The 11,685-nt window shown below is 69.1% G+C and carries 10 protein-coding genes; 8 read left to right on the top strand and 2 right to left on the bottom strand.

Annotation, left to right across the window (positions count from 1 at the left end):
- Nucleotides 1-63: 63 nt before the first annotated feature.
- Entirely contained in the window at nucleotides 64-1,212 is a 1,149-nt protein-coding gene (locus AAFP35_RS01605; protein ID WP_419219767.1) for an LLM class flavin-dependent oxidoreductase, read from the bottom strand.
- A 360-nt stretch (nucleotides 1,213-1,572) separates the two neighbouring features.
- Between AAFP35_RS01605 and AAFP35_RS01600 the strand changes: the two genes are divergently transcribed.
- From AAFP35_RS01600 to AAFP35_RS01585, 4 genes are all read left to right on the top strand, one after another.
- Nucleotides 1,573-2,775, top strand: a complete 1,203-nt coding sequence (locus tag AAFP35_RS01600; protein ID WP_419219766.1) for an LLM class flavin-dependent oxidoreductase — start codon at nucleotides 1,573-1,575, stop codon at nucleotides 2,773-2,775.
- The gene (locus AAFP35_RS01595; protein WP_419219765.1) at nucleotides 2,772-4,142 is read left to right on the top strand and encodes an NtaA/DmoA family FMN-dependent monooxygenase; all 1,371 of its coding nucleotides are present in this window, start codon (nucleotides 2,772-2,774) and stop codon (nucleotides 4,140-4,142) included. Before AAFP35_RS01600 ends, AAFP35_RS01595 begins: the two co-directional genes overlap by 4 nt.
- A 47-nt stretch (nucleotides 4,143-4,189) precedes the next feature.
- On the top strand, nucleotides 4,190-4,618 hold the full coding sequence (locus tag AAFP35_RS01590; protein ID WP_419219764.1) for a DUF350 domain-containing protein: 429 nt from the start codon (nucleotides 4,190-4,192) through the stop codon (nucleotides 4,616-4,618).
- 95 nt (nucleotides 4,619-4,713) lie between these two features.
- Complete coding sequence (locus tag AAFP35_RS01585; protein ID WP_419219763.1) at nucleotides 4,714-5,190, top strand: SRPBCC family protein; 477 nt, start codon at nucleotides 4,714-4,716, stop codon at nucleotides 5,188-5,190.
- A gap of 109 nt (nucleotides 5,191-5,299) precedes the next feature.
- On the opposite strand, the gene AAFP35_RS01580 is transcribed toward AAFP35_RS01585, so the two are convergent.
- Nucleotides 5,300-6,100, bottom strand: a complete 801-nt coding sequence (locus AAFP35_RS01580) for an HAD-IIA family hydrolase (protein WP_419219762.1) — start codon at nucleotides 6,098-6,100, stop codon at nucleotides 5,300-5,302.
- A 68-nt stretch (nucleotides 6,101-6,168) separates the two neighbouring features.
- On the opposite strand from AAFP35_RS01580, the gene glp reads away from it, so the two are divergent.
- From glp to AAFP35_RS01560, 4 genes are all read left to right on the top strand, one after another.
- On the top strand, nucleotides 6,169-7,392 hold the full coding sequence (glp, locus tag AAFP35_RS01575; protein WP_419219761.1) for a gephyrin-like molybdotransferase Glp: 1,224 nt from the start codon (nucleotides 6,169-6,171) through the stop codon (nucleotides 7,390-7,392).
- A 95-nt stretch (nucleotides 7,393-7,487) separates the two neighbouring features.
- Entirely contained in the window at nucleotides 7,488-8,207 is a 720-nt protein-coding gene (locus tag AAFP35_RS01570) for a phosphatidylserine decarboxylase (RefSeq protein WP_419219955.1), read from the top strand.
- A 3-nt stretch (nucleotides 8,208-8,210) separates the two neighbouring features.
- The gene (locus tag AAFP35_RS01565) at nucleotides 8,211-9,335 is read left to right on the top strand and encodes a CDP-alcohol phosphatidyltransferase family protein (RefSeq protein ID WP_419219760.1); all 1,125 of its coding nucleotides are present in this window, start codon (nucleotides 8,211-8,213) and stop codon (nucleotides 9,333-9,335) included.
- Nucleotides 9,332-11,680, top strand: coding sequence for an AAA family ATPase (locus AAFP35_RS01560; RefSeq protein WP_419219759.1), 2,349 nt, complete (start codon nucleotides 9,332-9,334; stop codon nucleotides 11,678-11,680). The genes AAFP35_RS01565 and AAFP35_RS01560 overlap by 4 nt, the downstream gene beginning before the upstream one ends.
- Nucleotides 11,681-11,685: the final 5 nt, after the last annotated feature.

Below are 11,685 nucleotides of genomic sequence, written 5' to 3'. Positions count from 1 at the left end.
CGTGGCGGTTGCTGTCGGCGGGAAAGCGGTTGCTGTCGGTGACGTGGCGGTTGCTGTCGGCAGTCACGCCGTCGGCGTCAGACCCCATGCCTCCGCGAGGAGGGCGTGGGAACGCTTCCGGTCGTCGAAGTCGTGGGTGACGCTGGTGACGACCAACTCGTCGGCGCCGGTGACACGAGCAAGCGTCTCCAGACCCTGCACCACCGCGCCCGGGGCGCCGACGAACTGGGTTCTGATCCGGTCGTCGACGACGCGGCGCTCCTGCTCGGTCAGCGGGGGCGTCGTCGCCGGATCCCGATACTCCGACGCTCCGTGACCGCTGCGGATGTCATACACCCAGTGCCCGTACGTGGAGGCGAGGTGACGGGCCTCCGAATCGTCGTCGGCGACGACGACATCGGCCGATACGACGACATACGGTTGCCCCAGGAACTCCGACGGCCGAAACGCCGCCCGGTAGGCCTCGACCGCCTCGAGCACCGTCGACGGACTGACGTGATAATTGGCCACGAACGGCAGCCCGTTCTCCCCGGCCACCTGGGCGCTCTGCCCTTTGCTGCTGCCGAAGATCCACACGTCGACGTCGGCCCCCTCGCCCGGAACGGTCCGCACCTCGACGTCATCGATGTGAAAACCGCCGTGTAGCAACGCGAGTACGTCGTCGACGGCGTCGGCGAAATCGGGTTGCCGCGCGCCCTCGAACTCCAGCGCCCGACTCATCGTCTGCAGCCGCGGCGACGTGAGCAGGCCCTCGATCGGGAACGGCTCCGGGATGAGGAGGCCGTCGACCCACTGTTCGGGCCGCTGCTCGGTGACGCGACGGCCTGCGGCCAACGCCGACAATGCTTCCGTACGGCGCTGTCCGGACCGGCCGAGCCCGAGGTCGAGCCGTCCGGGGTGCAGCGCGTCGACGGTGCCGAAAGCCTCCACCACCGACGCCGCGGTGTGATGACCGATCTGTACTGCGGCACTGCCCACCCGGATATGGTCGGTCGCGGCGGCGACCAGGGCGATCAGCGTCGTCGTCGACGCGCTCGCGACCGCGACGAAATGGTGTTCGGCCAGCCAGTAGCGCCGATATCCCAGCTCCTCGGCCAGCCGCGCGAGTTCCACCGTGCGCCGGATGGCGGTTGCGGCGTCGGTCCCGGCACTGATCGGCGCCAGGTCGAGCACCGACAGGGGGATGCGGTGCGTGTCCTCGAAGCGGGTCATGATGGCGCCCGAACGTCGAGCCGATGTATATGGGTGGTCGTTGTCGCGCCGTACTCCCCTGCGCCACAGCCACATCTGGTTCCCGGACACAGGTCCGTGGCGAAGGCGGCCTCCGGAACGAGTCCGGTCACCGCCTGGAGCAGATGCCGATGCTCCGTCTCGAGCATCCGGGTCAGCCACGACATGACCACGCTCCTCCCGAAATGATTGCGATGCCGATCATCCAGTAAGCCCGACTGCCCGGCGATTGGCGAGAGTTGCACTCACGCTGATCGATTCCGCCGACTTCGGACCAGATCCGGACGCTGCGGGCGTTGTGCAGGGTGAACGCCGGACACCAGTCGACGAGGAGCTGACCACATGACCGCATCGGGTCCACCGCATCTGGCCGTCGCCCTGTCCGGGGCGGGTTGGCATCCCCTCGCCTGGCGCGAACCCGACGCCCGGCCCGCCGAACTGCTCTCCGCCAGATACTGGATCGATGTCGTCGGCGCCGCCGATCGCGCCGGGATCGAGCTGATCACCATCGCCGACACACTGCGCAGGAGACCTCCGACGACGGATGGGATCGACCGTCCGATCTCCGATCTGGCTGCCGGACATCTTGATTCGACGCTGATTGCAGCACGGGTGGCGCCGACGACACGGTTCGCCGGTATCGCTCCGAGTATCGTGGCCACGCACACCGAGCCGTTCCACACGGCGAAGGCCATCGCCACCCTCGATTTCGTCTCTCACGGCCGGGCGGGGGTGATCGTGGACGTCGCCGGGAGCGCTCCCGACGCCCGACTGTTCGGTCGGCGGACGCTGCCGGCCGATGCCCGGGTACGCGACGCCGAGTTGTTCGACGAGGCCGCCGACTATGTCGAGGTGCTGCGACGGCTCTGGGACAGTTGGGAGGACGACGCCGAGATCCGTGACGTGGCAACCGGCCGGTTCGTCGACCGCGACAAGCTGCACTACATCGACTTCGCAGGCAAGTACTTCTCTGTGCGCGGGCCGTCGATCACCCCACGGCCACCCCAGGGTCAGCCCATCGTCGCGGTCACCGCCGCAGGCACCGAGGCGGTCGGCTTCGCGGGCGCAGCGGCCGACATCGCCTTCACGGGCGCCCACGACCCGGCGTCGGCGGCACAGGCCGCAGGCGACTTACGCCGCGCCCGTGACGCTGCGGGCCGGGCGGCAGAGCCACTGCACGTCTTCGCCGATGTCCTCGTCCACCTCGATGACCGCGCTGCCGCGGCGCAGGATCGGCGCACACGGCTCGATGACCTGCTCGGAACGCCGTACACCGGTGGCGTTCCGGTCTTCTCGGGTACAGCCGAATCGCTGGCCGACCTGGTCGTGGCACTCACCGAGCCTGGCACAGGTGTCACGGGAGTTCGCTTGCGGCCCGCCACGATTCCGCACGACCTCGACCAGATCACACGGCACCTCATACCAGAACTGCAGCGCCGCAAACTCTTCCGGACACCGGATGGACCGACGTCGTTACGCGGCCGGCTCGGGCTCGCCACCCCGATCAGTCGCTACGCCCCGGCAACCGCAGGAGCCGGCCGATGACCGAGACCAAACAGGTTCACCTCGCCGCCCACTTCCCCGGTGTCAACAACACCACCGTGTGGAGCGATCCCCGCGCGGGCAGCCACATCGAGTTCGAGTCGTTCGTCCATTTCGCGCAGACCGCTGAACGTGGACTCTTCGACTTCCTGTTCCTCGCCGAGGGGCTGCGTCTACGGGAGCAGAACGGTCACATCTACGACCTCGACGTCGTCGGGCGGCCCGACACGTTCACCATCCTCTCGGCACTGGCCGCGGTGACCGAGCATCTGGGCCTGGCGGGCACGATCAACTCGACGTTCAACGAACCGGTCGAGGTGGCCAGACAGTTCGCCAGCCTCGACCATCTGTCCGACGGACGTGCGGCCTGGAACGTCGTGACGTCGTGGGACGAGTTCACCGGCGAGAATTTTCGTCGTGGCGGCTATCTCCCGTCCGATCAGCGCTATGTGCGGGCGCGCCAGTTCCTCGAAGTGGCCCTGGAACTCTGGGATTCCTGGCGCGATGACGACATCGTCGCCGACAAGGTGTCCGGGCGGTTCCTTGGCCGCGACGACGCCGGAACCTTCTGGCACACCGACAGCCAGTTCGACATCTCCGGGAACTTCGCGGTGCCGCGCAGTCCGCAAGGGCGGCCGGTCATCTTCCAGGCCGGGGATTCCGACGACGGACGAGAGTTCGCCGCGGCGCGCGCCGACGCGATCTTCTCGCGGCACTCCAAGCTCGACGAAGGCCGTGCGTTCTATGCCGACGTCAAGGGCCGTCTGGCCGCGCACGGTCGTCGACGCGAGGAACTGCTGATCTTGCCCGCGGCGACGTTCGTACTCGGCGACACCGACACCGAGGCCGCCGAGATCGCACACGAGGTGCGGCTGGCCCAGGTGAGCGGTCAGACCGCGATCAAGTTCCTCGAACAACTGTGGAATCGGGATCTCTCCGACCACGACCCCGACGGTCCGTTGCCCGTCGTCGACCCGATACCGGGCGAGAACACCGTGAGCAAGGGACGGGCAAGTGTGCGCCTGCACCGCGACCCGCGTGACGTGGCCAAGCAGTGGCGCGCACTCGCCGAGTCCCGGAACCTGACCACCCGCGAACTGATCATCGAGGTCACCGGTCGACAGGCGTTCGTCGGGTCGCCGGCTACGGTGGCCCACGAGATCAACGCGCTGGTGCAGGCCGATGCCAGCGACGGTTTCATCCTGGTCCCACATCTGACACCGGGCGGTCTCGACCGCTTCGTCACCGACGTCGTACCGATCCTGCAGGACCTCGGCGTCTACCGGAGCGCATACCCCGGCCGCACGCTGCGGGAGAACCTCGGGCTCGGCGCGCCACATCGAACAAACGCGCCGGTCGGGCACGCCTGATCGCTACTGTTTCTCCCAGAGGAGCACGGTCACCGACGGGAGAGACGATGGACCACTTGCGCGACAACATCGGCGACGCCGCGGCGTACGGCATCGTCGGGATCGTGTTGCTCGTGGTCGGGTTCCTGGCTCTCGACCTCGTCACACCGGGCCGGCTGCGGAACCTGATCTGGTTGGAGCACAACCGCAATGCGGTCATGTTGGCCACGGCGCAGGTGATCGGCCTGTCGATCGTGATGGTCGCGGGCATCCGGGACTCGTTCACCCTGGAGTTGTGGCGCGGGGTGCTCTACACCGCGATCTACGCGGTGCTGGCCATCGCGGTGATGATGTGGTCGTTCGTGCTCATCGACTGGCTCACCCCCGGCAAGCTCGGAACCCTGTTGCTCGACGACGACGAGCATCCGGCCGGGTGGATCTGTGGGGCCGTGTTCATCGGCGTCGGGGCAGTGATCGGTTCGGCGATCGGCTTCTGACCGGCGGCTGGGCCTGTCCCGTCGCTATTGACGGTCAGACAACAAGCCCATAGGGTCGCCAGGAATCTTGTCGAACGACACCGAGGGGACCCACCATGGCCGCGCCGCTGATCACCCAATCCATCGAGATCGACGCCTCCGCAGAGGCCGTGTGGGCGGTCGTCTCCGACCTGCGCCGGATGGGCGAGTGGAGCCCCCAGTGCAAGAAGATGATCATCCGCAACGGCCCGGTCGGGTTGGGCACGCGGACCATCAACATCAACCGCCGCGGTCCGTTGATCTGGCCGACGACCGCCAAGGTCGTCCGCTTCTCACCGACCCGCGAGTTGGCCTTCCGCGTCGCCGAGAACCACACCGTGTGGAGCTACACCATCGAGCCGAACGGTTCGGGCGTGACCGTCACCGAAAAGCGCGAGGTTCCCGAAGGGAAGACCACCAAGGTGTCGTCGGTGCTCGTGGACAAGTTCATGGGCGGTACCACCAATTTCGAGGCGGAACTCAAGCTGGGCATGGCCGAGACGCTGGACAAGATCAAGCGCGCCGCCGAGTCGTCGGGCGCACGAGCAGCCTGATCCCCTGACATAGCCGACACCGCTCGAGGGTCCACGGCTGCATCTGGCAGCCAGACCTCGGGACAGGTGGCGGCCATGTCGGCGACGGCATCACCTGCCGGCACCCGGCCTAGCGCACAGCGAGCTTCTCCATCAGCATGGGCAGGTCGGCGATCGAGTCGATGACGTGGTCGGGTACCGGCCCGAACTCGTCGCGCTGCAGATCGCGCAGCGCCTCCTCGCGGAACTTCCCGGTGCGCACCAGCACGCCGACGAGGGCGGCGGCCTGGGCACCGAGGACGTCATTGTGCATGTCGTCGCCGACCATGACCACCTGCGTCGGCTCGAGTTGCAGAATCTCGACGGCCGCACGGAATCCGAGCGGCGACGGCTTGCCGATCGCGCGGATCTTGCGCCCCGCGGCCTTCTCCAGACCCTCGAGATACACGCCGGTGTCGATACTCAGCCCGTGCGCGGTCGACCACGTCATCGATCGGTGCATCGCGATCACCGGGACGCCGGCGACCATCAACTCCAGCACGGTCGAGAGCGCCTCGTGGGTGAACACCGGTCCGGCGCCACCGAGCACCACGACCTGTGCGCGGGACGGGTCGTCGGTGGTCTCGACCCCGGTCATGTCCTCGACGATCGGTCCCTGGTTGAGCACCCACACCCGTTTACCGGGGTGATGGGCGGCGAGATATTCGGCGGTCAACTTGGCCGCGGTGAGGATTTCGTCGGGTTCGACGGCGAACCCACAATCGGTGAGCAGCGAGGCGATCTCACCCCGCGAACGCGATGTCGTATTGGTGAGGAACATCCGCGGGTAGCCCTGCTCGGCCAGCGTTTCGACGGCCTGCACGGCCCCGGGAAGTGCCTTCCACGAGGTGACCATCACCCCGTCGATGTCGAGCAGCAGGCCGAGCGTCATGACCAGAAATCTAGTCCGCCCCGCCGCGCGCTGCACGGGGGACGGCGCGCAGATGGCATGCTGAGCGGATGCGATCGGTGTCCGACCACCAGACTGTCGTCGCCGCGTTGTTCGGCGAGCCCGCAACCGTCACCGTGCCGGTGGCCGACGCACACGGATCGGTCCTGGTCACCGACGTCGTGGCTCCGATCGGGCTGCCCGGCTTCGACAACTCGGCCATGGATGGCTATGCCGTTCGATCCGACGAGATTTCCACTGCCACAAGCGAATCCCCAATCCGACTACCGGTCGCCGAGGACATCCCGGCCGGCCGCACCGACGAGCTGACGTTGGCACCCGGCACGGCACACCGGATCATGACCGGTTCGCCGGTGCCCGGCGGCGCCGACGCGATCGTCCCGGTGGAACAGACCGACGGAGGGGTCTCGATCGTGCAGATCCGCGCGTCGGTGCCGGCGGGCAAACACATTCGGGCCGCGGGTTCGGACATCGAGGCCGGTCAGACCGCCATGCGCGCGGGCACCCGGCTCGGCGCCCCGCAGATCGGTCTGCTCGCCGCGCTCGGCATCACCGACGTCGCGGTGGCATCACGGCTACGGGTGGTGGTGTTGTCCACCGGCTCCGAACTCGTCACGCCCGGAACACCGTTGCAGCACGGGCAGATCTACGAATCCAACGGTCCGATGCTGACCGCGGCCGCAACCGAGGCGGGCGCCGAGGCACGCCACCTGCACTACGTCACCGACGATGTCGCCGCCTTCCGCGCCCGACTCGACGAGATCAGCGACGAGGCAGATCTGATCATCACCTCCGGCGGGGTCAGCGCCGGCGCGTTCGAGGTGGTCAAGGATGCCCTCGCACAGTCCGACGACGTGCAGTTCGTCAAGGTGGCGATGCAGCCCGGCATGCCGCAGGGGTGCGGGCATTACCCGAGCCCCCGCGGCCGTCGGGTGCCGATCGTCACATTGCCCGGTAACCCGGTCAGTTCGCTGGTCTCCTTCGAGATCTTCATCCGGCCACCGCTGCGTGCCGCGATGGGGCTGCCTCCCCACCGCGAGCAGACCACCGCGCGGCTGCGGTCGGACGTGCGGTCGCCGGCGGGTAAACGGCAGTTTCTGCGCGGTGAGTTGCGACGAACCGACGATCCCGACGGAATCCTCGAGGTCGACCCCATCGGCCCGCCTGCCTCGCACCATCTGCGGTACCTTGCCCGTGCCGACGCACTCATCGACATCGCAGCCGATGTCGACACCGTCCCCGCCGGCACGCCGGTGCGGGTCCTCGTGCTCTGACGGTCCGCTGATCCGCGCACCGACGATCCGAGGGCGTCACCGATCAACGCTTAAGCTGAAGCGAACGCACGAGAAACGGCAACAGGAGGTAGATGGTGGCCAGGCGGCCGCGTCCGGAGGGCTCTGCGAGCGGAGCGGGACACCTCCTCGAGCTGGCGCGCGAGACCATACCTCCCATCCATCCCGCGGGAATCCCGTTCGTCGCGGGACCGGCGGTGGTGGCACTGCTCGGGCGACGTCATCCGTGGATCGCCCGTCCCGCGGCGGTGACGGCCGGGGCCTGTGCCGCGTTCTTCCGGCATCCCCGGCGGGTGCCACCGATCGAGCCGGGCATCGTCGTCGCACCGGCCGACGGCACCATCTCGCTCGTCGACGAGGCAACCCCGCCGCCCGAATCCGGTCTGGGCTGCGAGCCGATGCCGCGCATCTCGACCTTCCTGTCGATCTTCGACGTGCACGTCCAGCGAGTCCCGGTCAGCGGCACGGTCAGCACGGTGACCCACACGCCGGGCTCCTTCGTGTCCGCCGATCTCCCGGAGGCCAGCAGCGTCAACGAACGCACCACGATGACGCTGCGGTGTCCGACCGGCCGCGCCGACGTCCACGACGTCGCCGTGGTGCAGATCGCCGGTCTGATCGCCCGGCGCATCGTCTGTGAGCCCGTCGTCGGCGACGAGCTCACCGTCGGCGACACTTACGGGCTGATCCGATTCGGCTCGCGTGTCGACGTCTACCTGCCCCGGGGCACCGTCCCGCAGGTCCGGGTCGGACAGCGCGCAGTGGGTGCCGAAACCGTCTTCGCGACACTGACCTGATCGATGCCGACACAGCGCAGACACGACCGGTCGACCTCGCACCGCACCCCGACCACCCACGCCACACGCAGTCCGAGCCGCACCACGAAGGCGACGGCACCACCTCAGCCCGAACGCACCCGATTCTCCCGTCAGGCGGCGGCCGGACGGCTGTTCGTGCCGTCGGCACTGACAGTGCTGGCCATCTGTGCCGGGCTCACCGCCATCCGCGTCGCGGGGACCGGCGACATCGACGCCGCGATGGGACTCGTCGTCGCGGCCGCACTGCTCGACGGCATCGACGGTCGGGTCGCCCGGATGATGGGCGCCACCACCCGCATCGGCGCCGAGATCGACTCGCTCGCCGACGCCATCAACTTCGGTGTCGTCCCGGGCCTCATCGTCTATCTCCATCTGATGAACGGCGCCGACATCGGCTGGGTGCTGACGCTGGTCTACTGCTGCGCGATCGTGCTGCGGCTGGCCCGGTTCAACACGTTGCTCGACGACGACGAGGCACCCGGGTACACACGTGACTTCTTCGTCGGTGTCCCTGCCCCCGCGACCGCGATCATCGCCCTGCTTCCCGTCGGGTTGTCCCAACAGTTCGGCGACGGCTGGTGGACGTCGCCGACCGCGGTCGGGGCCTGGTTGGTCTTTTCCGCGCTGCTCGCGGTGAGTCGAGTCCCGACCGCGTCGTTCAAGACGACATCCGTGCCGCCGCGCGCCCTGGCTGGGCTGTTGGTGGTGGTCGCGATCGGCGCGGCTCTGCTGCTCACGTTCCCGTACGTGCTGATGATGATCCTGATCGGCGCGTATCTGCTCCACATCCCGTTCGCCTGGCGCAACCAGCGATGGGTGGCCTCGCGTCCCGAGCATTGGGAGGATCGCCCGGCCGAGCGTCGCGCGCAGCGTCGGGCGATCGCCCGTGCCCAGCCGGGTCGTCGGCGCCGACTGCCCGGCCCGGGCCGGTCCCAGGCACGGCTCGGCCTCCGCCGACCGACCGCGGCTCCTTCTTCGGATGCCGCCGCCGCGACGGCCACTTCCTCGGAGGTCCCTGACTCGGAGCCCCCTCACTCAGAACCTCTGCCCGAGGCCGGTCCGATCACCGAACCACCCGCATCGTCGACGGAGGATTCCCCCGGATGACCGGCCCCCTGCAGCTCACCCTGACCGCACGCGTGAATCCGTCGGCCACCGAGTCGCGGCGCGGAATCGTCCGCGTCCATCCCGAGGTGCTCGCCGCACTCGGCCTGCGGGAGTGGGACGCGGTGGCGATCACCGGTGCGCGCGTCACCGCGGCGGTCATCGCCGCCGCCGGCAGTTCGACACCCACCGGGACCGCGCTGCTCGACGACATCACCTTCGCCAACGCAGGCATCACGGAGAACGCTGCGGTGGTGTTGGCCCCCGTCCGTGTGCACGGTGCGACGCGGATCGTGGTGGCGGGCTCGGCACAGGCCGGCGGCTCCGTCGACGAGACCACGTTGCGCCGGGCCCTGCTCGGCAAGGTCGTGTCCGTCGGCGACTCCGTCTCCCTGCTGCCGCGCGACCTCGGACCCGAGTTCGCGGCAGGCGCGGCCACCCGGGCTCTCGCGGTGTCGGTGGGCATCACCTGGACCAGCGAACTGCTCACCGTCACCGCCACCGAGCCCGCAGGCCCTGTCAGCGTGCAGACCAACACCGCGGTCCTCTGGGCCGGAACCGACGGCCGGGTCGGTGTGCCGGGCGCGTCGTCGGCGCCGACGCCCCCGCCGTCGACGGCGATGGGCTTCGCGGCGTCCGCATCGGTGCCGCCGCCGCCCGCGACGGACAGCACCCGCACGAGCCCCGGAGTGACCACCAACGGATCGTCGACGGCAGGCGCGGTGCGGCCGGTGTCCACGCTCGTCGGCGTGGACGCGCAGGTCGCCAAGCTCACCGAATGGCTCTCGATCACGCTGGACGAGCCCGAGGTGCTGCGCACCCTGGGTGCCGCGCCCCGCCTCGGTGTGCTGATCACCGGCCCGGCAGGTGGTGGCAAGGCGACCCTGGCGCGTTCGGTGTGCGCGGGCCGGCCGCTGCGGATCGTCGACGGCCCGACGGTCGGGGCGCTCGAGGCCGACGCACGACTCGCCGCGGTCCGTTCGGCCATCGCCGACCTCCGACGCGACCGGGGTGGCGTGCTGGTGATCACCGACGTCGACGCCCTGCTGCCGGCGCCCCGAGAGAACGCGGCACCAGAGCCGGTGTCCACGCTGATCCTCGACGAATTGCGCTCCTGCATCGCCGATGGCACCGCCCAGAACGGATCCGAGGGCGAGTCGGTGGCGCTGATCGCGACGACCGCCGAACCGGTGCGCCTCGACAGTCGACTGCGGGATCCGTCGCTCTGCGATCGAGAGCTCATCGTCGGGTTGCCGGACGCCGCGACACGAGCACGCCTGCTGGGCGTGATCCTCACCGACGTGCCCGCCGACGGTCATCTCGATCTCGACGCCGTCGGCGCACGGACCCCAGGATTCGTCGCAGGCGATCTGGCGGCGCTGGCGCGGGAGGCGGCGTTGCGGGCGGCCGCTCGCTTCACCGGGAACGGGTCGTCGGAGTCCGCCGACAAACCGCCGATCGCGTTGCGCACCGACGACCTGCTCGGCGCCCTCGAGGTGATCCGCCCGGTGTCGCGGATGGATTCGCCGGAGGTGACGCTCGGATCCATCACGCTCGACGAGGTCGGGGACATGGTCGAAACGAAACAGGCGCTCACCGAAGCCGTCCTGTGGCCACTGCAGCACCCCGACACGTTCACCCGGCTCGGTGTCGACCCGCCGCGCGGCGTGCTCCTGTTCGGCCCGCCGGGATGCGGCAAGACATTCGTGGTGCGCGCACTCGCCGCGTCGGGGCGCCTGTCGGTGCACACCGTCAAAGGCGCCGAACTGATGGACAAATGGGTCGGATCGTCGGAGAAGGCCGTGCGCGACCTCTTCGAACGGGCACGCGAGTCGGTACCCTCGCTGATCTTCCTCGACGAAGTCGACGCGCTGGCGCCGCGTCGCGGCCAGTCGTCGGATTCCGGGGTGGCTGACCGGGTGGTGGCCGCATTGCTGACCGAACTCGACGGCGTCGAGCCGCTGCAGGATGTCGTCGTGCTGGGCGCGACGAACCGTCCCGATCTCATCGATCCGGCATTGCTACGCCCCGGCAGACTCGAACGACTCGTCTTCGTGCCACCGCCGGACGCGCAGGCGCGCGCCGACATCCTGCGCGCCTCGGGGCGCAACGTACCGCTGGCCGATGGGGTCGAGCTCGACGACCTGGCCGCCGGCCTCGAGGGATACTCTGCCGCCGACTGCTCGGCCCTGCTGCGCGAAGCCGCGTTGTCGGCGATGCGCCGCGACATCGATGCAGCGACCGTCGGACCCGACGACATAGCCGATGCGCGGTCACGAGTGCGTCCGTCGCTCGACGCCGCGCAGGTCGAGAATCTGCGCGCCTACGCCGAGCGACGGCTGGACTGAGGGGC

Source organism: Gordonia sp. CPCC 206044, from assembly GCF_048537895.1.
GTDB lineage: Bacteria > Actinomycetota > Actinomycetes > Mycobacteriales > Mycobacteriaceae > Gordonia.
The sequence above is the reverse complement of the archived record's forward strand: the minus strand, read 5'-3'. Positions and strand labels throughout refer to the sequence as shown.